A 20,615-nucleotide genomic window follows, 5' to 3' on the forward strand; every position below is an offset into this window, starting at 1 on the left:
TTATGCCAGCTGAGGCGGCAGGCAGACGCCAATTCCACCGATACCGCAGTAGCCATACGGGTTTTTGTGCAGATACTGCTGGTGGTCATCTTCCGCGTAGTAGAACGGTTTGGCGGTGGCGATTTCCGTGGTAATGCGACGATCGTCGCCCGCACTTTTCATTGCGGCCTGGAAGCGTTCTGCGCTGGCGTGCGCTTCGCGCTCCTGCTCCGGCGTCAGCACATAAATCGCTGAGCGATATTGTGTACCGTGGTCATTGCCCTGCTGCATGCCCTGCGCCGGGTCGTGATTTTCCCAGAATACCTGCAACAGTTGTGCATAGCTGATAACGGACGGGTCATAGACCACGCGTACCGCCTCGGCGTGTCCGGTCTGCCCGGAGCAGACTTCGCGGTAGGTCGGATTCGGCGTGTAACCGCCGCTGTAGCCAGCCGCCGTGCTGTATACGCCAGGAAGCTGCCAGAACAGGCGCTCAACGCCCCAGAAGCATCCCATCGCGAAAATAGCCACTTCCATTCCATCCGGAATATTCGTCATTGAGTGACCGTTAACGGCGTGTAACGTATCTACAGGCATCGGTGTATTGCGCCCTGGGAGTGCATCCGATTGAGACACAAGGTGATTTTTCTCAAATAAGCTCATAGGACGGTCTCCAGATTACGGGATGAGCAGTTAAGGTTGTAACCAGGCGTGAGTTTTAACACAATAAACACGCCGAATACGTCTAGATTTAAACATAAGAATAATTTGGGGTGTTGTCTCTTTTTCAACCCGAGAACGTTTAGGGTTATTAAAAACAGAGCGCCATACGTATGAGCAGGGAATCGGTTGATACGTATCCGACGCCGTTATTGCCGTGGAAAGGCTTTCGTTTCCATTGGGGTGGAAACAGGATATTCAGGAGAAAATGTGCGACAAATCCGCCAGTTATGTGTGGTCGGTTTACTGCTGACCAGCGGTGTTGCCAGTGCAGCGAATATACGTTTGCAGGTTGAAGGACTTTCAGGGCAACTGGAAAAAAACGTTCGAGCGCAGCTCTCGACAATTCAGGGTGATGAGGTCACGCCAGATCGCCGTTTTCGCGCGCGCGTCGATGACGCTATCCGTGAAGGCTTAAAAGCGCTCGGTTATTACGAACCGACGATTGATTTTGAACTGAAACCGCCGCCGGCAAAAGGGCGTCAGGTGCTACTGGCGAAAGTCACGCCGGGTGAACCGGTGCGCATTGGCGGCACCGACGTGATTCTGCGTGGTGGTGCGCGTACCGATAAAGATTATCTTGCGCTACTGAAAACGCGTCCTGCTATTGGCACTATCCTCGATCACAGCGATTACGACGGTTTCAAAAAAGGCTTAACCAGCGTTGCGCTGCGTCGCGGCTATTTTGATAGCGAATTCAAAAAGAGCCAGCTTGGTATCGCGCTCGATCGCCATCAGGCGTTCTGGGATATCGATTATGACAGCGGCGAGCGCTATCGTTTCGGCGCGGTCACTTTTGAAGGCTCGCAGATTCGTGAAGAGTATTTGCAGCATCTCGTGCCGTTTAAGCAGGGCGATTATTACCAGTCCAGCGATCTGGCAGAGCTGAACCGCCGCCTGTCGGCGACCGGCTGGTTTAAATCGGTGATTGTCGCGCCGGAATTCGAAAAATCACGCAAAACGAAAGTCTTACCGCTGCATGGCGTGGTTTCGCCGCGCAGTGAAAACACCATCGAAACCGGTGTCGGCTACTCGACGGACGTCGGGCCGCGCGTGAAGGCCACGTGGAAAAAACCGTGGATCAACTCCTATGGGCATAGCCTGACGACCAGCGCCAGCGTCTCCGCACCTGAGCAGATCCTCGATTTCAGCTACAAGATGCCGCTCTTAAAGAACCCGCTTGAACAGTATTATCTGGTGCAAGGGGGCTTTAAGCGCACCGACCTGAACGATACGGAAGCCGACTCCACCACGCTTGCGCTGTCGCGCTACTGGGACCTCTCCAGCGGCTGGCAGCGGGCGATTAACCTGCGCTGGAGCTTCGACCACTTTACCCAGGGTAACGTCACCAACACCACCATGCTGTTTTATCCGGGCGTGATGATCAGCCGTACCCGCTCGCGCGGCGGCCTGATGCCGACCTGGGGCGATTCCCAACGGTACTCCATCGACTACTCCAACACCGCCTGGGGCTCAGACGTTGACTTCAGCGTCTGGCAGGCGCAAAACGTCTGGATTCGGACCTTATACGACAAACACCGCTTTGTAATGCGCGGCAACCTCGGCTGGATTGAAACCGGCGATTTCGACCGGGTTCCGCCGGATCTGCGTTTCTTCGCCGGGGGCGACCGCAGTATTCGTGGCTACAAATACAAATCGATCTCGCCGGAATACGATGACGGCAAGCTGAAAGGGGCTTCTAAACTGGCGACGGGCTCGGTTGAGTACCAGTACAACGTCACCGGTAAATGGTGGGGCGCGGTCTTTATGGACGGCGGCGAAGCGGTGAGCGATATCCGCCGCAGCGACTGGAAAACCGGCGCGGGCGTCGGCGTTCGCTGGCAGTCTCCTGTGGGCCCGGTCAAGCTCGACGTTGCCGCACCGCTGGGCGACAAAGACGAGCATGGATTACAGTTCTACATCGGTCTGGGGCCTGAATTATGAGTTTATGGAAGAAGATAAGCCTCGGCGTACTGATTTTTATCGTGCTGCTTATCGGCGCGGTGGCGTTCCTGATTGGCACCACCAAAGGTTTGCATCTGCTGTTTAATGCAGCGAACCGCTGGGTGCCGGGGCTGGAGATCGGCCAGGTGACCGGCGGCTGGCGCAATCTGACACTGAAAAACGTGCGCTACACCCAGCCAGGTGTGGCGGTGAACGCGGGTGAGTTTCATCTGGCGGTGAAAACCGAATGCCTGTGGAGCAGCAGCCTGTGCGTGGACGACATCGGCCTGCGTGACGTCAACGTCGCCATCGACAGCAGCAAAATGCCGCCGTCCGCACCGGCGGCGGAAGAGGAAGAGAGCGGCCCGCTGAATCTCTCCACGCCATATCCCATTACCCTTAGCCGCGTGTCGCTCAACAATGTGAATATCAAAATCGACGACACCACCGTGTCGGTGATGGATTTCATGACCGGGCTGAACTGGCAGGAGAAAAACCTGACGCTGACGCCAACCACGCTGCAAGGGCTGCTGATCGCCCTGCCGAAAGTGGCGGACGTGGCGCAGAAAGAGGTGGTTGAGCCGAAGATTGACAATCCGCAGCCGCAGGAAAAACCGCTCGGCGAGACGATGAAAGATCTCTTCTCGAAACCGGTGCTGCCGGAGATGACCGATGTGCATCTGCCGCTCAATCTGAATATTGAATCTTTCAGCGGCGAGCAACTGCGCATCACCGGCGATACGGACCTGACGGTGTACAAGATGCTGCTGAAGGTGAGCAGCATCGACGGCAATATGAAGCTGGACACGCTGGATATCGATTCCAGCCAGGGCACGGTAAATGCCACCGGCACTGCGCAACTGACCAACGACTGGCCGGTGGATATCACCCTCAACAGCACGCTGAACATTGACCCGCTGAAGGGCGAGAAAATCAAGCTCAAGCTGGGCGGTGATGTGCGTAAGCAACTGGAACTGGGTGTGAATCTCTCCGGCCCGGTGGATATGTCACTGCGCGCGCAAACGCAACTGGCCGAAGCCGGGTTGCCGCTGAATCTGGAAGTGACCAGCAAGCAGCTGTACTGGCCATTTACCGGCGAGAAGCAGTTCCAGGCCGACGATCTGAAACTGAAACTCAGCGGCAAAATGACCGACTACACGCTGTCGTTCGCGACGGCGGTGAAAGGTCAGGGCGTGCCGCCTGCCAACATTAAGCTGGATGCGAAAGGCAACGAACTTCAGGTCAATCTCGACAAACTCACCGTCGCGGCGCTGGAAGGCACCACCGAGCTGAAAGCCCTGCTCGACTGGCAGCAGGCGATCAGCTGGCGCGGCGAGCTGGCGCTGCACGGCATCAACACGGCAAAAGAGGTGCCGGACTGGCCGTCGAAACTGGATGGCCTGATCAAAACCCAGGGTAGCCTGTACGGCGGCACCTGGCAGATGGATGTGCCGTCGCTGAAAATTACCGGCAACGTGAAGCAGAACAAAGTGAATGTTGACGGCTCCCTGAAGGGCAACAGCTACATGCAGTGGACCATTCCAGGTCTGCATCTGGAGCTGGGGCGCAACAGTGCGGACGTGAAAGGTGAGTTGGGCGTTAAAGATCTCAATCTCGACGCCACCATCGACGCGCCTAATCTGGATAATGCCTTGCCGGGTCTGGGCGGCACGGCGAAAGGTCTGGTGAAAGTGCGCGGCACGGTGGAAGCGCCGCAGTTGCTGGCGGATATCACCGCGCGCGGCCTGCGCTGGCAGGAGCTGACCGTCGGTCAGGTACGCGTGGAAGGCGATGTGAAATCCACCGACCAGATCGCGGGCAATCTTGATGTGCGCGTCGAGCGTATTGCGCAGCCTGGCGTGGATATCAGCCTCGTGGATCTCAGTGCCAAAGGTAGCGAGAAACAGCACACGTTGAATCTGCGCATTAACGGTGAACCGGTCTCCGGGCAACTGGCGCTGGCGGGTAGTTTTGATCGCAAAGAAGAGCGCTGGAAAGGTTCGCTGAGCGATACCCGTTTCCAGACGCCAGTCGGCCCGTGGTCGCTGTCTCGGGCGATCGCGCTCGATTACCGTAACAAAGAGCAGAAAATCAGCGTGGGCCCGCACTGCTGGACTAACCCGAATGCCGAGCTTTGCGTGCCGCAGACCATCGACGCCGGGGCGACGGGGCGTGCGCAGGTGAACCTTAACCGTTTCGACCTGGCGATGCTTAAACCGTTTATGCCGGAAGAGACGCAGGCCAGCGGCGTGTTCAGCGGTAACGCCGATGTGAGCTGGGACACGACCAAAGAAGGCCTGCCGCAGGGGAAAGTGACGCTTAACGGGCGTAACGTGAAGGTCACCCAGATTGTCAACGACGCGCCGCTGCCGGTGGCGTTCGACACGCTGAATCTCAATGCGGACCTGCACAACAACCGCGCCGAGCTGGGCTGGATGATTCGCCTGACCAATAACGGGCAACTTGATGGACAGATTCAGGTTACCGATCCGCAGGGGCGGCGTAACCTGGGCGGCAACGTCAACATCCGCAACTTCTCGCTGGCGATGATTAACCCTATCTTCGCAAAAGGCGAGAAAGCGGCGGGAACACTGAACGCCAACCTGCGTCTCGGGGGCGACGTTCAGGGGCCACAGCTGTTTGGCCAAATGCAGTTGAACGGTGTCGATCTCGACGCCAACTTCATGCCGTTCGACATGCAGCCGAGCCAGATAGCGATGAACTTCAACGGCACGCGATCCACTCTGCAAGGGGAAGTGGTCACGCAGCAGGGGAGCATTAGCCTGAGCGGCAACGCCGACTGGACGCAGATCGACAACTGGCGCGCCAGCGTGGCGGCGAAAGGCAGCCGGGTACGTATTACCGTGCCGCCGATGGTGCGCCTCGACGTTTCGCCGGATGTGGTATTTAACGCCACGCCGAGCCTGTTTACGCTCGACGGCAGCGTTGATGTGCCGTGGGCGCGCATTGTGGTACACGACGTACCGGAAAGCGCAGTGGGCGTCTCCAGCGATGAAGTGATGCTCAACGATCAGCTACAGCCGGAAAACCCGAAAAGCGCGTCGATTCCGATCAACAGTAACCTGACCATTCACGTCGGCAACAACGTGCGTCTGGATGCGTTTGGACTGAAAGCGCGACTCACCGGTGATTTGAAAGTGGCGCAGGATAAACAGGGGCTCGGCCTGAACGGGCAGATCAACATTCCGGAAGGGCGCTTCCACGCCTACGGCCAGGATTTGATTGTGCGTAAAGGTGAGCTGCTCTTCTCCGGCCCGCCGGATCAGCCGCTGCTGAACATCGAAGCGATCCGTAACCCGGACGCCACCGAAGATGATGTGACTGCCGGTATTCGCGTCACCGGCCCGGCAGACCAACCGAAAGCCGAAGTCTTCTCCGACCCGGCGATGTCGCAACAGATGGCGCTCTCTTACCTGGTTCGTGGACAGGGGCTGGACAGCGATCAGAGCGACAGTGCCGCGATGACATCCATGCTTATTGGCCTGGGGGTTGCACAAAGTGGTCAGGTTGTGGGTAAAATCGGCGAGACATTTGGCGTAAGCAATCTGGCGCTGGACACGCAAGGGGTGGGCGACTCTTCCCAGGTGGTGGTCAGCGGCTATGTACTGCCAGGTCTACAGGTGAAATATGGTGTAGGGATCTTTGACTCCTTAGCGACTCTCACGTTACGCTATCGCCTGATGCCTAAGCTATATCTGGAAGCGGTGTCTGGTATCGACCAGGCGCTTGATTTGCTCTATCAGTTTGAGTTTTAGCAATGCGAATATTTGTATACGGCAGTTTGCGGCGTAAACAAGGCAACAGCCACTGGATGACCAACGCCCAGTTGCTGGGCCAGCACAGCGTGGCCGATTATCAACTGTACAGCCTGGGCCACTATCCAGGCGCAGTGCCGGGAAAGGGCACAGTACACGGTGAGGTTTACCGGGTTGATGCGGCGACGATGGCTGAACTTGACGAGCTACGCACCAAAGCGGGTGAATACGCTCGTCACCTTATCCAAACGCCATACGGTAGTGCCTGGATGTACGTCTATCAGCGCCCGGTCGATGGGCTGCCGCTGATAGAAAGCGGAGACTGGTTAGATAAAGACCAGTATTAATCCACATAACGCCACCTTCGGGTGGCGTTGTTTTTTGTGCGCCATACCGCGCTTATTCTGCAATCTGTTCCCGTTGTCTCTTCACGCTACGTTCTTCTTTCCAGATTAAAGAAAACCTTAAAAAGGACGCTGGCGCGTTTTACCCCAAAAAGGCAAACTCGACGGTGAACTGCTGAGTTATACTTTGTATAACTTCAGGAGGGCGCTATGCACGTTACCATCAAAAAATGGGGAAACAGTATGGGGATGGTCATTCCAGGTACCGTCGTCAAAGAGTTGAATCTGTCTGCCGGGCAGAACATGGAGGTAAAGGTGAAAGAACATCAGATAATCCTGACGCCGCTAAAACGGCACTATTCGCTGGATGCGCTGTTGGCCCAGTGCGACATCAACGCGCCAGCGTTAAGCGAAGAAGAGCTTTGGGGGCAAAGCGGTCCGCAGGGTGACGAAGTATGGTAAAAAGCACAATGTTTGCGCGCGGCGATATTGTGCTGGTGGGGTTTGACCCCACGAGCGGGCACGAACAAAAGGGCGAAGGGCGTCCTGCATTAGTGCTCTCTGTTAGCGCCTTTAATCGCTTAGGAATGGTGCTTGTCGCGCCTGTTACACGCGGTGGAAACCATGCGCGCTATGCCGGTTTCGCTGTTCCACTGAGCTGCAAAACCGGCGACGTCAGCGGCGTTGTGCTGGTTAATCAGTTTCGCATGATGGATCTTAACGCGCGTGGGGCAAAGAAACTGGGCGAAGCAAGTGCGGAAGTGGTGGAAGATGTTCTACTTCGGGCGCAGGCAATTCTGGATTAGGCGGAGTACGCGGTGATGCCTTCGGGCATAAAAAAACACCGCCGAAGCGGTGTCTTTTATCACGCAAAAAGAAAGCTTATTTCTTCGCACGTTCGAAGGAAGCAATGATTTCCGCTTTAGCCGCTTCAGCATTGTCCCAACCGTCAACTTTAACCCATTTGCCTTTTTCGAGGTCTTTGTAGTGCTCGAAGAAGTGGGTGATCTGCGCTTTCAGCAGTTCCGGCAGGTCGTTCACATCTTTGATGTGATCGTATTCTTTGCTCAGTTTGGTGTGCGGTACTGCAACCAGTTTGGCATCTTCGCCAGACTCGTCGGTCATTTTCAGCACGCCAACCGGACGGCAGCGAATCACAGAACCCGGCTCCAGTGGATACGGCGTCGGGACCAGTACGTCAACCGGGTCACCGTCCAGAGACAGGGTGTGGTTGATGTAGCCGTAGTTGCACGGATAGAACATCGCAGTGGACATGAAGCGGTCAACGAACAGTGCGCCGCTCTCTTTGTCGACTTCGTATTTGATAGGATCCGCATTCGCCGGGATCTCGATAACGACGTAGATATCTTCCGGCAGATCTTTACCCGCTGGGACGTTGAGTAAGCTCATGTCTGTTTCCTTTAAAATGTATGGCAAACAAGTGGCGGGTATTATAGCCAACTCATCGCGAAAGTCTTGAGCTGTTTTACCTCTTCTCTAACCGACGGTGCCTTTTTCAGCGCCTTCCGATGACTCTAAAATCCATAAAGTTAGCCGCATCCTGAATAAATTTGTGAAACCGTTTACATTGGTGCTTTTACGCACCTCGGATCGTACGAAAATTCTGCAATATCAATCATCGCCCGATCCCTTGTTCCTCCTCAGCTCCTGTCAACACTGACAATTAACATTGCATTCACTTTCCTGAATTGTGATGTAACGCATTCTGTTACATTTGCCATTGTCTATAGTTTGTCCGCAGGCGTGTTTTTCACCAACAATAACCCTATGAGGATAACTTTATGTGGAAGCGCTTACTTCTTGTCACAGCAGTTTCCGCAGCCATGTCGTCTATGGTCATGGCTGCCCCTTTAACAGTGGGATTTTCGCAGGTAGGTTCTGAATCCGGCTGGCGCGCAGCGGAAACCAACGTTGCGAAGAGTGAAGCGCAGAAACGCGGCATCACCCTGAAAATCGCCGATGGTCAGCAGAAACAAGAGAACCAAATCAAAGCGGTACGCTCGTTCATCGCCCAGGGCGTGGACGCCATCTTCATTGCGCCAGTGGTGGCGACAGGTTGGGAGCCAGTACTGAAAGAGGCCAAAGAGTCGCAGATTCCGGTGTTCCTGCTCGACCGTTCGATTGATGTGAAAGACAAATCGCTCTACATGACCACCGTCACGGCAAATAACGTCCTCGAAGGGCAGTTGATTGGCGAATGGCTTGCTAAAACCGTCGATGGCAAACCGTGTAACGTGGTTGAACTGCAGGGCACCGTGGGTGCGAGCGTGGCGATTGACCGTAAGAAAGGGTTCGCCGAAGCGATTGCTAAAGCGCCAAACATCAAAATTATCCGTTCTCAATCCGGCGACTTTACCCGCAGTAAGGGGAAAGAAGTGATGGAAAGCTTCATCAAGGCTGAGAACAACGGCAAGAACATCTGCATGGTTTACGCCCATAACGACGATATGGTGATCGGCGCGATTCAGGCGATTAAAGAAGCCGGGCTCAAGCCGGGCAAAGATATCCTCACCGGCTCTATCGACGGCGTGCCAGATATCTATAAAGCGATGATTGCCGGTGAAGCAAACGCCAGCGTGGAGCTGACGCCAAACATGGCTGGACCGGCGTTTGATGCGCTGGAGAAATTCAAAAAAGACGGCACCCTGCCGGAAAAAGTGACCGTCACCAAATCGACGCTTTACCTGCCGGATACGGCAAAAGAAGAGTTAGAGAAGAAGAAAAATATGGGGTATTGAGTTTGGCCCCTCACCCCGGCCCTCTCCCGCAGGGAGAGGGAGAAAACCGGAGCAGGACCCAACCATTATGCACATTCTATCCCCTCTCCCTGCGGGAGAGGGTTAGGGTGAGGGGGAAACCATGAGTACCAACCAACACCAGGAAATCCTCCGCACTGAAGGATTAAGCAAATTCTTCCCCGGCGTTAAAGCGCTGGATAACGTCGATTTCAGCCTGCGGCGCGGTGAGATCATGGCGCTGCTCGGCGAAAATGGCGCAGGGAAATCGACGCTTATCAAAGCCTTAACCGGCGTTTATCATGCCGATCGCGGCACAATCTGGCTGGATGGCAACACCATCTCGCCTAAAAATACTGCTCACGCCCAACAGCTGGGTATCGGCACCGTGTATCAGGAAGTGAACCTGCTGCCTAATATGTCGGTAGCGGATAACCTTTTCATTGGTCGCGAACCGAAACGCTTCGGTTTTCTGCGCCGTAAAGAGATGGAAAAGCGCGCCACCGCGCTGATGGAATCCTACGGCTTTTCGCTGGATGTCCGCGAGCCGCTCAACCGGTTTTCCGTGGCGATGCAGCAAATCGTCGCGATTTGTCGTGCTATCGATCTCTCCGCCAAAGTGCTGATCCTCGACGAACCCACCGCCAGCCTCGATACCAAAGAAGTGGAGATGCTGTTCACGCTGATGCGCCAGCTGCGCGATCAGGGCGTCAGTCTGATCTTCGTTACCCACTTCCTCGATCAGGTCTACGCGGTGAGCGATCGCATTACCGTGCTGCGCAACGGCGCGTTTGTGGGCTGCCGGGAAACGCGCGAGCTTCCGCAGATTGAACTGGTGAAAATGATGCTCGGCCGCGAACTGGACACCCACGCATTGCAGCGTGCAGGCCGTACTTTGCTGAGCGATAAACCGATCGCTGCGTTTGAAGGATTTGGCAAAAAGGGCACTATCGAACCGTTCGATCTCCAGGTACGCCCCGGTGAGATCGTCGGCCTGGCCGGATTGCTCGGTTCCGGGCGAACCGAAACGGCGGAAGTGATCTTCGGTATCAAACCCGCCGACAGCGGCAGTGCGACGATCAAAGGCAAAAGCCAAACCCTGCGATCGCCGCATCAGGCGTCCTGCCTGGGGATCGGCTTCTGCCCGGAGGATCGCAAAACCGACGGGATCATTGCCGCCGCGTCGGTGCGGGAAAACATCATTCTGGCGCTTCAGGCCCAGCGCGGCTGGCTAAGGCCCATTGCGCGCAAAGAACAAAACGAGATTGCCGAGCGTTTTATTCGTCAGCTCGGCATTCGCACGCCGAGTGCTGAACAGCCGATCGAATTTCTCTCTGGCGGCAATCAGCAAAAAGTCCTGCTCTCACGCTGGCTGCTGACGCGCCCACAGTTCCTGATCCTCGACGAACCCACGCGCGGGATCGACGTCGGCGCACATGCGGAGATCATCCGTCTGATCGAAACCCTGTGCGCTGATGGGCTGGCGCTGCTGGTGATTTCATCTGAACTGGAAGAACTGGTGGGCTATGCCGACCGGATAATCATCATGCGCGATCGCCGACAGGTGGCGGAGATCCCGCTCGATAAGCTCTCCGTTCCGGCCATTATGAATGCTATTGCGGCATAAGGAGTAAACCGTGATGCCACAATCCTTACCCCAGCCAGGCCAGCCCAAACGCCGCTTCAAATGGCCGACGGGCATGCCGCAAATTATCGCGCTTCTTCTGGTGCTGCTGGTCGATAGCCTTGTTTCACCGCACTTTTTACAAGTGGTGTTGCAGGATGGTCGTCTGTTCGGCAGCCCGATTGATATTCTTAACCGCGCCGCACCCGTCGCGCTGCTGGCGGTGGGTATGACGCTGGTGATCGCCACCGGTGGGATTGATCTCTCCGTTGGCGCGGTAATGGCGATTGCAGGGGCGACGGCGGCCTCGATGACCGTCGCCGGGCATAGCCTGCCTGTAGTCCTGCTGGCGGCGCTCGGCTCTGGCGTACTGGCGGGTTTATGGAACGGTATTCTGGTGGCGATCCTGAAAATTCAGCCCTTTGTGGCGACGTTGATTCTGATGGTCGCCGGGCGTGGGGTCGCGCAACTGATCACCACCGGACAAATCGTCACCTTTGATTCGCCGCATCTGGCATGGCTGGGCAGCGGCTCGCTGCTGCTGTTCCCGACACCGGTGATCATCGCGCTGGTGACGCTGCTGATTTTCTGGCTGTTTACCCGCAAAACGGCGCTGGGGATGTTTATCGAAGCGGTAGGTATCAACATTCGTGCGGCAAAAAATGCCGGGGTAAATACCCGTATTGTGGTGATGCTGACCTACGTCCTGAGTGGCGTGTGCGCAGCCATCGCCGGAGTGATTGTGGCGGCGGACATTCGCGGCGCGGATGCCAATAACGCCGGGCTCTGGCTGGAGCTGGACGCCATTCTGGCGGTGGTAATTGGCGGTGGGTCGCTGATGGGCGGGCGCTTTAACCTGCTGCTGTCGGTGGTGGGGGCGCTGATTATTCAGGGGATGAATACCGGGATTTTGCTCTCGGGTTTTCCGCCGGAGCTCAATCAGGTAGTGAAAGCGGTGGTGGTGCTGTGCGTGCTGATTGTTCAGTCGCCGCGCTTTATTAGCATACTGAAGGGGATGCGCGGCCATGATAAAACGTAACTTACCGCTGATGATCACGCTCGGCGTTTTCATTCTCGGTTATCTCTACTGCCTGACCCAGTTTCCCGGCTTCGCCTCAACGCGGGTGATTTGCAATATTCTCACTGACAACGCCTTTCTGGGGATCATCGCGGTCGGCATGACGTTTGTGATCCTCTCCGGCGGGATCGATCTCTCGGTCGGGTCGGTGATCGCCTTTACCGGCGTGTTCCTCGCCAAAGCGATTGGGTTCTGGGGGATCTCACCGCTGCTGGCTTTCCCGCTGGTGCTGGTGATGGGCTGCGCGTTCGGCGCATTTATGGGGCTGCTGATTGATGCGCTGAAAATCCCGGCATTCATCATTACGCTTGCGGGGATGTTCTTCCTGCGCGGCGTCAGCTATCTGGTGTCGGAAGAGTCGATTCCGATTAACCATCCTGTTTACGACACGCTCTCCAGCCTTGCGTGGATGATCCCCGGCGGCGGGCGCTTAAGCGCGATGGGGTTGTTGATGCTGATGGTGGTAGTGGTGGGGATTTTCCTCGCCCATCGCACGCGATTTGGTAATCAGGTTTATGCCATCGGCGGCAGCGCGACGTCGGCGAACCTGATGGGCATTTCCACTCGCAGCACGACGATTCGCATCTATATGCTTTCAACCGGGCTGGCGACGCTGGCGGGCATTGTCTTCTCGATTTACACCCAGGCGGGCTATGCGCTGGCGGGCGTGGGTGTGGAGCTTGACGCGATTGCGTCGGTTGTCATCGGTGGCACGTTGTTAAGCGGCGGGGTTGGAACTGTGCTGGGCACACTGTTTGGCGTGGGGATTCAGGGCTTGATTCAGACCTACATCAACTTCGACGGCACGCTCAGTTCATGGTGGACGAAAATCGCCATCGGCATTCTGTTGTTTGTCTTCATCGCCCTGCAACGTGCGCTGACCGTGTTGTGGGAAAATCGGCAGAATGCGCCAGTGACAAGGGTCGCGACGAAGCAATAAAAAAGGGAGCGAGGCTCCCTTTTCATTTTTTGGCGGATTTACGCGTCCGGGAACTCACGGATAAAACGTTCAACGTCGTCAACCATATGGTCGTTACCGACGAAGAACGAACGACGCTGGTGCAGGGTTTCCGGGATGATATCCAGAATACGATTCTCGCCATCGCTGGCTTTACCGCCCGCTTGTTCCGCGAGGAACGCCATCGGGTTGCATTCGTACAGCAGGCGCAGTTTCCCTTCCGGGTGGCTGGCGGTGCTTGGGTAGAGGTAGATGCCGCCTTTCAGCAGGTTACGGTGGAAGTCCGCCACCAGAGAACCGATATAGCGCGAGGTGTACGGGCGCTGCGTGGACTTGTCTTCTTCCTGGCAGAACTTAATGTATTTCTTCACGCCAGCCGGGAAACGAATGTAGTTACCTTCGTTAATGGAGTAGGTGTTACCTCTTTGCGGGAAGCGCATGCGCTCCTGGCTCAGGCAGAACACGCCCAGCGACGGGTCGTAGGTGAAGGCGTGGACGCCGCAACCGGTGGTGTAAACCAGCATGGTTGAGGAGCCATAAACCACGTAACCGGCAGCGACCTGCTTGTTACCCGGTTGCAGGAAATCTTCTTCGGTGACCGGCGTACCGACAGGCGTCACGCGGCGATAGATAGAGAAAATCGTCCCGACAGAGACGTTCACATCGATGTTGGAGGAGCCGTCCAGTGGATCCATCAACACCACATATTTCGCGTGTTCACACCCTTCAAAGACCACAATCTCGTCTTCTTCTTCGGATGCGATGCCAGCGACGATATCGCGGGCGCGCAGTGCGGCTTTCAGTTTCTCGTTGGCGAACAGATCGAGTTTTTGCTGCACCTCGCCCTGAACATTTTCAGCACCGCTGGCACCCAGGATATCAACCAGACCTGCTTTGTTGATATCGCGGTGGATGATTTTGGCACCTAACTTTATTGCCGACAGCAGAGCGGTAAGCTCACCGGTCGCATGAGAAAACTCATGCTGTTTCTCGACAATAAATTCACCTAACGTTTTCATAACACTTTCCCTGCAGTTAATGTGGAGTAAAGCGACTGCAACAATCTTAACAAAGAATAAAAAGAATGCGCACAGGTGAATCGCGCCAGCAAAGTACGGAATATCCTGAAATGCATTTCTCTGCTGGCGAACATGTGGGTAAAATGTGCGGCAGATAAAAGAAGGATAGTGACGTATGCGCATTCATATTTTGGGAATTTGTGGCACTTTCATGGGCGGACTGGCAATGCTGGCCCGCTCCCTCGGCCATGAAGTAACGGGCTCGGATGCGAATGTGTATCCGCCAATGAGCACGCTGCTTGAGAACCAGGGCATTGATTTAATTCAGGGTTACGACGCCAGCCAGCTCGACCCGCAGCCGGATCTGGTGATCATCGGTAACGCCATGACGCGCGGGAATCCGTGTGTTGAAGCGGTGCTGGAAAAGAACATTCCGTACATGTCCGGCCCACAGTGGCTGCATGATTTCGTCCTGCGCGACCGCTGGGTGCTGGCCGTTGCCGGTACGCACGGTAAAACCACCACTGCCGGTATGGCGACCTGGATCCTCGAAGCGTGCGGCTACAAGCCGGGCTTTGTGATCGGCGGCGTGCCGGGGAACTTTGAGGTTTCTGCGCGTCTGGGCGACAGCCCGTTCTTCGTCATTGAAGCGGATGAATACGACTGTGCCTTCTTCGATAAGCGTTCTAAATTCGTACATTACTGCCCGCGTACGCTGATCCTCAACAACCTTGAGTTCGATCACGCGGACATCTTTGACGACCTGAAAGCGATTCAGAAACAGTTCCATCATCTGGTACGCATCGTACCGGGGCGGGGGCGCATTATTTGGCCGGAAAACGACATCAACCTGAAGCAGACGATGGCGATGGGTTGCTGGAGCGAGCAGGAGCTGGTGGGCGAGCAGGGCCACTGGCAGGCGAAAAAACTGAACGCCGATGCCTCCGAGTGGGAAGTGCTGCTCGATGGCGACGTCGTCGGTCAGGTGAAATGGGGCCTGGTGGGCGAGCACAACATGCACAATGGCCTTATGGCGATTGCTGCCGCGCGTCACGTCGGCGTTACGCCTGCGGATGCGGCGAACGCGCTGGGGACGTTCATCAACGCCCGTCGTCGTCTCGAACTGCGCGGTGAAGCCAACGGCGTGAGCGTTTACGATGACTTTGCGCACCACCCGACGGCCATCCTCGCCACGCTTCAGGCGTTGCGCGGCAAAGTGGGCGGCACGGCACGCATTCTGGCGGTGCTGGAACCGCGCTCCAACACCATGAAAATGGGCGTCTGCAAAGACGATCTCGCCCCGTCACTGGGACGTGCGGATGAAGTCTTCCTGCTTCAGCCGCAGCACATTCCGTGGCAGGTGGCTGAGGTGGCGGAAGCCTGCGTGCAGCCTGCGCACTGGAGTGCCGACGTTGATACGCTGGTGGACATGGTGCTGAAAACCGCGCATCCGGGCGATCACATTCTGGTGATGAGCAACGGCGGTTTCGGCGGTATCCATCAGAAACTGCTGGACGGCCTGGCGAAAAAAGCGGAACAGCAACAACAGTAACCTCACTCAGGTCAGGTTTCTGCGCAGCCAACCGGGAAACCGGTTGGCTTTTTTATTGGCAATTTTCAGAAGGGAACACGGATGCTTTCGACACATAAAATCACTTCAACTGATTCGGTGCTTTTTGCGCGCGTCGATGCGCTGTACGCGCAGGCTTTTCCGTGGCATGAACAGCGTGAACCTGCGGCGAAAGCGCAAGCGCTTAACGACCCGCGCTATACGCTGGAGGCGTGGTTCGACGGTGAGCAATTTGTGGGGATGAGCGGTAGCTGGCGGCTGGGAGAGATGCTTTACATTGAGCATCTGGCCGTCGATGGTACATTGCGCTCGAAAGGTTACGGTAAAATCTTGCTGGCTGAACTTCTGACCCGCGCACCGTTAACGGTGCTGGAAATTGATCCGCTTACCACGGAAATCGCCCACCGGCGGCTACGGTTTTATGAATCAATGGGTTTTGTCGCCAACCCGTGGGCGCACGCGCATCCGACGTATCATCAGGGGATTGCCGACCATGAACTGGTGGTGCTGAGTTACCCGCAGGGGATCGATGCGGTGGAGTATCAGCGGTTTAATGAGGGGTTGTGTCAGGTGGTGATGCAGTGAAAAACCGCGTCGGATGGCGCTGCGCTTATCCGACCTACAAACTCGGTGAATCGTAGGCCTGATAAGCGAAGCGCCATCAGGCAAAGCGATATCCGGCCAGCAGGCCGGATAGAGCATAGGGCGACTTACCCTTCGTTCTCCGCCAGTTCGCGCAGATACTGGAAAATCAGACGCGAAGACTTCGGCGGCTTATTCCCTTCTTTCTCTTTCTTCGCGTTGCGGATCAGTGAACGCAGTTGCTGACGGTCAGCATTCGGCCACAGATTCAGGACTTCATCCATCGCTTCATCACCGTTATCAATCAGACGATCGCGCAGTTGTTCCAGTTTATGGAACAGGGCAACCTGCTGGTTGTGGCGGTTCTTCAGCTTATCCAGCGCCTGGCGAATCGGCTCGACGTCGCGGCTACGCAACATTTTACCAATCAGCTGCATCTGGCGGCGGCGACCTTCTTTCTTGATGCGCTGTGCCAGTTCAATGGCGGCACGCAGGTCATCATCGAGCGGGATTTTATCCAGCGCGTTTTTACCCAGGTCTACGATCTCACCGCCAAGCTGCTTCAGCTCTTCGGCGTCACGTTTAATTTCACTCTTGCTGACCCAGATAATTTCATCATCTTCGTCTTCGATATCATCACCGGGGACGTCGTCGAGCCAGTCTTCGGGCTGCTTTGTCATTTCAGGCTCCTTAAAAAAGAGGCTAATACTAACAGCTTGGGCGCACACTGAGAAAGGGTTCTCTGTTAGACTTCAGGTAACTTTACCTAACATTATGGCATTGGCGATGAAAGTAATCACACAAGTTGCAGAACAGCGTATTGCGCTGGAAAAAGCTGTCTCCACCGCACTGGAACTGGCATCAGGCAAATCAGATGGTGCTGAAGTCGCGGTGAGTAAGACCACGGGCATTGGCGTCAGCACCCGTTATGGTGAAGTGGAAAACGTTGAATTTAATAGCGATGGTGCGCTTGGCATCACCGTATATCACCAGAATCGTAAAGGCAGCGCGTCCTCAACCGATCTCAGCCCGGACGCCATCGCGCGTACCGTTCAGGCGGCGCTGGATATCGCCCGTTATACCTCGCCAGACCCGTGCGCGGGCGTCGCAGAAAAAGATCTGCTGGCCTTTGATGCGCCGGATCTCGATCTATTCCACCCGGCTGAAGTGACGCCGGATGAAGCCATTGATTACGCAGCACGTGCGGAACAGGCCTCGCTGAAGGCGGATAAACGCATCACCAATACCGAAGGCGGCAGTTTTAATAGCCACTACGGCATCAAAGTGTTCGGTAACAGCCACGGTATGCTGCAAAGTTACTGCTCAACGCGCCACTCGCTCTCCAGCTGTGTGATCGCCGAAGCCGACGGCGATATGGAACGTGACTACGCCTACACGATTGGCCGCGCGCTGGGCGACCTGCAAACGCCGGAGTTCGTCGGCGAAGAGTGTGCCCGCCGCACGCTGGCGCGCCTGTCGCCACGTAAACTCTCTACCATGAAAGCCCCGGTCATTTTCGCCAACGAAGTGGCAACCGGTCTGTTTGGCCACTTGGTTGGTGCGATTGCCGGTGGCTCGGTGTATCGCAAATCAACCTTCCTGCTCGATTCCCTCGGCGAGCAGATCCTGCCGGAGTGGCTGACCATTGAAGAGCATCCGCACCTGCTGAAAGGGTTGGCCTCAACGCCGTTCGATAGCGAAGGCGTGCGCACCGAGCGTCGCGACATCATCAAAGATGGCGTACTGATGCAGTGGCTGCTGACGAATTACTCTGCGCGGAAACTGGGCCTGAAGAGCACCGGTCACGCGGGCGGCATTCACAACTGGCGCATCGCCGGACGTGGGCTGAGTTTTGAAAAGTTGCTTAAAGAGATGGGGACAGGTCTTGTCGTCACCGAACTGATGGGACAAGGTGTCAGCGGTATTACCGGCGACTATTCTCGCGGTGCATCCGGTTTCTGGGTTGAAAATGGTGAGATCCAGTATCCCGTCAGTGAGATTACGATCGCAGGAAATCTGAAAGATATGTGGCGTAATATCGTCACGATTGCTGACGACATTGAAACGCGCAGCAATATCCAGTGTGGCTCCGTGCTTCTGCCGGAGATGAAAATCGCCGGGCAATAACGCCCGGTTTTTACGGACGCGCCCTGCGGCGTCTGATTGCTTAATAATAAAAAAGGAAGTGAGCAATGCGTAAAAAACTCTTAGCAATGTTGGCCGTATCCTCCCTTGCATTGGGCGCGGCAGCACCTGCGTTCGCCGATCTCGAAGAGGATATGGAAACGCTGGCGAAAAACCTCAAAGTGGTGGAAAGCACCTCGGATGCGACCGAGCTGAAAGCGGCGCTCACCGAAATGCGTACCGCCGCGCTGGACGCCCAGAAAGAAACTCCGCCGAAGCTGGAAAGTAAAGCGGCTGACAGCGCCGAGATGAAAGATTATCGTCACGGCTTTGACGTGCTGGTCGGTCAAATCGACGGTGCGCTGAAGCTGGCCAATGAAGGCAAAGTGAAGGAAGCCAAAGCGGCGGCGGAAGAGTTTAAAGCCACCCGCAACGAGAACCACAAGAAGTTTCGTTGATTTTAAGCAGGCGGTGATATCACCGCCTTTTTTATTCCTTGTTTTCTCTGATACTATATATTCTAGATTGTTTCGACGTATTCTTGAAAGTTATTATTTGGACGTTTATATTAAATGGAATATATAATTATCATTGCTGTTTTATTTGTTGTGCTAGGAGCATTAGCAAATAAAAAGAAACCGCGAAAAACATTCAAGCCAACGAGTAAGCCTGAAAACCAACTCGATATTGTCGCCCGTAGCGATTTCCACAAAAGCAAGCTGATGAACAAAGAGGAGTATGGCCTCTTCATCCGTCTGGAGCCGTTACTGAAAACCAACCGCCCAGGCCATCGACTCTTCACTCAGGTCAGTATGGGCGAACTTATTGGTTCCCCGAATAAAAACGCCTATTTTTGCATCAATAATAAACGCGTCGATTTTGTTATTATTTCCCCTTATGGCGATCCGCTTGTGGTCATTGAGTATCAGGGTGGTGGTCATTATCAGGGAAATGCGGTTCAGCGTGATGCGGTAAAAAAAGAAGCCTGCCGAAAAGCCGGTATTGCTTTTATTGAACTTAACGATAAATACAGCGACAGGGATTTAGATAATATTATTTTGCATATTCCAAAATAGTGCACGCTGTTATGCCGGATGGCGCTACGCTTATCCGGCCTACGGGGGCGGTGATTTGTAGGCCGGATAAGCGTAGCGCCATCCGGCAATGACACCGCACATAAGCAAACCTTATCTACCTCACATTTCCGTACAAATTCACAAGACCACTTCCCCCGTTAAATTTCCGTTTCAGGACATATTCGCGTGATGAATATCACGCTTTTCCGCCGATAAATCGTCAAAACCGCCAATTTTGTGGCACGGATCACTGGCCTCCTTCACCTTTCCACTTCGAAGTGGAAAACAACTCGCTACAAACCTGCAACCCGCGCCGTTACTTTAACTCCAGAGCCATTAACGGGGTAAGACGAGTGATGAATGCAGCGGTATTGAACAATGATGTGGAACCGGCAGCGCAAACAGAACAGCTTGCCGACACCATGCTGAAGCAGGTTTTCGCCCTGTTACGCAGCCACAACATTATCCCCAACGACGTACAGGAACAGATGTTGACCTCTCACCTGCGCGCAATGGCGCATCGGTCTGTGACCGGTGAGCCGCTGCCAGAAGTAGATGCCAGCCTGTTCGACGAAATTTCACCAGAATCAATGCAACTTGCCCGCGAAGTGGTCGCGCAGTTTGGCAATCTTCCTGAAGAAGAGTCCTGGCTGCTTTCCGTGCACTTCGAAGTCGCAAAAGAAAACCTTTAAGGAGCAAAACATGGAACAGATTACCGTTGTGATTGGCGATCGTTTAGGCAAAGGCCAGAAAGTGGCAGCAGGCGTTGAGAAAGCCGGTGGTCGTGCCGTGGTCGTACCGGGTGTCGCTGCTGACATGAAGCTGGGCGACATGATGAAAGCGGAAAACGCCACGTTCGGCATCTCCTTCTGCGGCAGCGGCGGTGCGGGTGCGATTACCGCGCAGACCAAATATGGCTACAAAGCCAAATACGGTATGCGCTCGGTGGAAGAGGGCGTGACCGCCATCAACGAAGGCTGCAACGTACTGGGCTTCGGTTTTATGGATAAAGAAGAGCTGGGCGAGCGTCTGGTACAGGCGTGGCAGAAGAAGTACGGCGCGTGA

20 protein-coding genes are annotated in these 20,615 nt (G+C 55.4%); 16 read left to right on the forward strand and 4 right to left on the reverse strand.

Features of this window, described 5'->3' with window-relative positions:
- The gene (gene msrA, locus AC1MKH_RS02395) at nt 1-642 is read right to left on the reverse strand and encodes a peptide-methionine (S)-S-oxide reductase MsrA (RefSeq protein ID WP_276220607.1); all 642 of its coding nucleotides are present in this window, start codon (nt 640-642) and stop codon (nt 1-3) included.
- Between the two features lie 267 nt (nt 643-909).
- Here msrA and tamA point away from each other — a divergent pair, with 267 nt between their 5' ends.
- From tamA to AC1MKH_RS02420, 5 genes are all read left to right on the forward strand, one after another.
- Nucleotides 910-2,643, forward strand: a complete 1,734-nt coding sequence (tamA, locus tag AC1MKH_RS02400; protein ID WP_276220606.1) for an autotransporter assembly complex protein TamA — start codon at nt 910-912, stop codon at nt 2,641-2,643.
- Nucleotides 2,640-6,419 (forward strand): autotransporter assembly complex protein TamB, encoded by a 3,780-nt coding sequence (gene tamB, locus AC1MKH_RS02405; protein WP_276220605.1) that lies wholly within the window; start codon nt 2,640-2,642, stop codon nt 6,417-6,419. The genes tamA and tamB overlap by 4 nt, the downstream gene beginning before the upstream one ends.
- A 2-nt stretch (nt 6,420-6,421) precedes the next feature.
- Complete coding sequence (locus AC1MKH_RS02410; protein ID WP_015966166.1) at nt 6,422-6,766, forward strand: gamma-glutamylcyclotransferase family protein; 345 nt, start codon at nt 6,422-6,424, stop codon at nt 6,764-6,766.
- A 207-nt stretch (nt 6,767-6,973) separates the two neighbouring features.
- Complete coding sequence (locus tag AC1MKH_RS02415; RefSeq protein ID WP_276220604.1) at nt 6,974-7,225, forward strand: AbrB/MazE/SpoVT family DNA-binding domain-containing protein; 252 nt, start codon at nt 6,974-6,976, stop codon at nt 7,223-7,225.
- Nucleotides 7,219-7,569 carry a type II toxin-antitoxin system ChpB family toxin gene (locus AC1MKH_RS02420; RefSeq protein ID WP_276220603.1) on the forward strand — a complete coding sequence of 117 codons (351 nt, stop codon included), beginning with the start codon at nt 7,219-7,221 and terminating at the stop codon, nt 7,567-7,569. Before AC1MKH_RS02415 ends, AC1MKH_RS02420 begins: the two co-directional genes overlap by 7 nt.
- A gap of 76 nt (nt 7,570-7,645) precedes the next feature.
- Here AC1MKH_RS02420 and ppa read toward each other — a convergent pair whose 3' ends face one another.
- The gene (ppa, locus tag AC1MKH_RS02425; RefSeq protein ID WP_004857176.1) at nt 7,646-8,173 is read right to left on the reverse strand and encodes an inorganic diphosphatase; all 528 of its coding nucleotides are present in this window, start codon (nt 8,171-8,173) and stop codon (nt 7,646-7,648) included.
- A gap of 392 nt (nt 8,174-8,565) precedes the next feature.
- Between ppa and ytfQ the strand changes: the two genes are divergently transcribed.
- From ytfQ to yjfF, 4 genes are all read left to right on the forward strand, one after another.
- The gene (ytfQ, locus tag AC1MKH_RS02430; RefSeq protein ID WP_253898310.1) at nt 8,566-9,522 is read left to right on the forward strand and encodes a galactofuranose ABC transporter, galactofuranose-binding protein YtfQ; all 957 of its coding nucleotides are present in this window, start codon (nt 8,566-8,568) and stop codon (nt 9,520-9,522) included.
- A gap of 121 nt (nt 9,523-9,643) precedes the next feature.
- On the forward strand, nt 9,644-11,146 hold the full coding sequence (gene ytfR, locus AC1MKH_RS02435; RefSeq protein WP_276220602.1) for a galactofuranose ABC transporter, ATP-binding protein YtfR: 1,503 nt from the start codon (nt 9,644-9,646) through the stop codon (nt 11,144-11,146).
- A 10-nt stretch (nt 11,147-11,156) separates the two neighbouring features.
- A complete protein-coding gene (ytfT, locus tag AC1MKH_RS02440; protein WP_276220601.1) occupies nt 11,157-12,182 on the forward strand; it encodes a galactofuranose ABC transporter, ATP-binding protein YtfT in 1,026 nt (341 codons plus the stop codon).
- Complete coding sequence (gene yjfF, locus AC1MKH_RS02445) at nt 12,169-13,161, forward strand: galactofuranose ABC transporter, permease protein YjfF (RefSeq protein WP_253898313.1); 993 nt, start codon at nt 12,169-12,171, stop codon at nt 13,159-13,161. The genes ytfT and yjfF overlap by 14 nt, the downstream gene beginning before the upstream one ends.
- A 38-nt stretch (nt 13,162-13,199) precedes the next feature.
- Here yjfF and fbp read toward each other — a convergent pair whose 3' ends face one another.
- The gene (gene fbp / locus AC1MKH_RS02450; RefSeq protein WP_276220600.1) at nt 13,200-14,198 is read right to left on the reverse strand and encodes a class 1 fructose-bisphosphatase; all 999 of its coding nucleotides are present in this window, start codon (nt 14,196-14,198) and stop codon (nt 13,200-13,202) included.
- 175 nt (nt 14,199-14,373) lie between these two features.
- Between fbp and mpl the strand changes: the two genes are divergently transcribed.
- Together mpl and AC1MKH_RS02460 are read left to right on the forward strand one after the other, a co-directional pair.
- On the forward strand, nt 14,374-15,750 hold the full coding sequence (mpl, locus tag AC1MKH_RS02455) for a UDP-N-acetylmuramate:L-alanyl-gamma-D-glutamyl-meso-diaminopimelate ligase (protein WP_276220599.1): 1,377 nt from the start codon (nt 14,374-14,376) through the stop codon (nt 15,748-15,750).
- Nucleotides 15,751-15,831: 81 nt separating this feature from the next.
- Nucleotides 15,832-16,353, forward strand: a complete 522-nt coding sequence (locus tag AC1MKH_RS02460; RefSeq protein ID WP_276220598.1) for a GNAT family N-acetyltransferase — start codon at nt 15,832-15,834, stop codon at nt 16,351-16,353.
- A gap of 125 nt (nt 16,354-16,478) precedes the next feature.
- Here AC1MKH_RS02460 and yjgA read toward each other — a convergent pair whose 3' ends face one another.
- Entirely contained in the window at nt 16,479-17,030 is a 552-nt protein-coding gene (gene yjgA / locus AC1MKH_RS02465; RefSeq protein ID WP_015966156.1) for a ribosome biogenesis factor YjgA, read from the reverse strand.
- 94 nt (nt 17,031-17,124) lie between these two features.
- Between yjgA and pmbA the strand changes: the two genes are divergently transcribed.
- From pmbA to AC1MKH_RS02490, 5 genes are all read left to right on the forward strand, one after another.
- The gene (pmbA, locus tag AC1MKH_RS02470) at nt 17,125-18,477 is read left to right on the forward strand and encodes a metalloprotease PmbA (RefSeq protein ID WP_276220597.1); all 1,353 of its coding nucleotides are present in this window, start codon (nt 17,125-17,127) and stop codon (nt 18,475-18,477) included.
- A 65-nt stretch (nt 18,478-18,542) separates the two neighbouring features.
- Nucleotides 18,543-18,932, forward strand: a complete 390-nt coding sequence (gene cybC, locus AC1MKH_RS02475) for a cytochrome b562 (RefSeq protein WP_231825542.1) — start codon at nt 18,543-18,545, stop codon at nt 18,930-18,932.
- 114 nt (nt 18,933-19,046) lie between these two features.
- Nucleotides 19,047-19,550: a DUF2726 domain-containing protein gene (locus tag AC1MKH_RS02480; RefSeq protein WP_276220596.1), complete on the forward strand. Its 504-nt coding sequence runs from the start codon at nt 19,047-19,049 to the stop codon at nt 19,548-19,550.
- 353 nt (nt 19,551-19,903) lie between these two features.
- Nucleotides 19,904-20,242, forward strand: coding sequence for a PRD domain-containing protein (locus AC1MKH_RS02485; RefSeq protein ID WP_144052273.1), 339 nt, complete (start codon nt 19,904-19,906; stop codon nt 20,240-20,242).
- A 10-nt stretch (nt 20,243-20,252) separates the two neighbouring features.
- Entirely contained in the window at nt 20,253-20,615 is a 363-nt protein-coding gene (locus AC1MKH_RS02490; RefSeq protein ID WP_096758522.1) for an SFCGS family glycine-rich protein, read from the forward strand.

This window comes from Pseudocitrobacter sp. CD920760 (assembly GCF_057782505.1).

What these genes read in the sequence shown, in the direction of transcription:
- tamB (WP_276220605.1), top strand. Translation starts at nt 2,640, where the DNA reads ATGAGTTTATGGAAGAAGATAAGCCTCGGCGTACTGATTTTTATCGTG.
- AC1MKH_RS02410 (WP_015966166.1), top strand. Translation starts at nt 6,422, where the DNA reads ATGCGAATATTTGTATACGGCAGTTTGCGGCGTAAACAAGGCAACAGC.
- ppa (WP_004857176.1), bottom strand. Translation starts at nt 8,173, where the DNA reads ATGAGCTTACTCAACGTCCCAGCGGGTAAAGATCTGCCGGAAGATATC.
- pmbA (WP_276220597.1), top strand. Translation starts at nt 17,125, where the DNA reads ATGGCATTGGCGATGAAAGTAATCACACAAGTTGCAGAACAGCGTATT.
- msrA (WP_276220607.1), bottom strand. Translation starts at nt 642, where the DNA reads ATGAGCTTATTTGAGAAAAATCACCTTGTGTCTCAATCGGATGCACTC.
- ytfQ (WP_253898310.1), top strand. Translation starts at nt 8,566, where the DNA reads ATGTGGAAGCGCTTACTTCTTGTCACAGCAGTTTCCGCAGCCATGTCG.
- cybC (WP_231825542.1), top strand. Translation starts at nt 18,543, where the DNA reads ATGCGTAAAAAACTCTTAGCAATGTTGGCCGTATCCTCCCTTGCATTG.
- AC1MKH_RS02420 (WP_276220603.1), top strand. Translation starts at nt 7,219, where the DNA reads ATGGTAAAAAGCACAATGTTTGCGCGCGGCGATATTGTGCTGGTGGGG.
- ytfR (WP_276220602.1), top strand. Translation starts at nt 9,644, where the DNA reads ATGAGTACCAACCAACACCAGGAAATCCTCCGCACTGAAGGATTAAGC.
- AC1MKH_RS02415 (WP_276220604.1), top strand. Translation starts at nt 6,974, where the DNA reads ATGCACGTTACCATCAAAAAATGGGGAAACAGTATGGGGATGGTCATT.
- AC1MKH_RS02460 (WP_276220598.1), top strand. Translation starts at nt 15,832, where the DNA reads ATGCTTTCGACACATAAAATCACTTCAACTGATTCGGTGCTTTTTGCG.
- yjfF (WP_253898313.1), top strand. Translation starts at nt 12,169, where the DNA reads ATGATAAAACGTAACTTACCGCTGATGATCACGCTCGGCGTTTTCATT.
- AC1MKH_RS02490 (WP_096758522.1), top strand. Translation starts at nt 20,253, where the DNA reads ATGGAACAGATTACCGTTGTGATTGGCGATCGTTTAGGCAAAGGCCAG.
- fbp (WP_276220600.1), bottom strand. Translation starts at nt 14,198, where the DNA reads ATGAAAACGTTAGGTGAATTTATTGTCGAGAAACAGCATGAGTTTTCT.
- AC1MKH_RS02480 (WP_276220596.1), top strand. Translation starts at nt 19,047, where the DNA reads ATGGAATATATAATTATCATTGCTGTTTTATTTGTTGTGCTAGGAGCA.
- mpl (WP_276220599.1), top strand. Translation starts at nt 14,374, where the DNA reads ATGCGCATTCATATTTTGGGAATTTGTGGCACTTTCATGGGCGGACTG.
- yjgA (WP_015966156.1), bottom strand. Translation starts at nt 17,030, where the DNA reads ATGACAAAGCAGCCCGAAGACTGGCTCGACGACGTCCCCGGTGATGAT.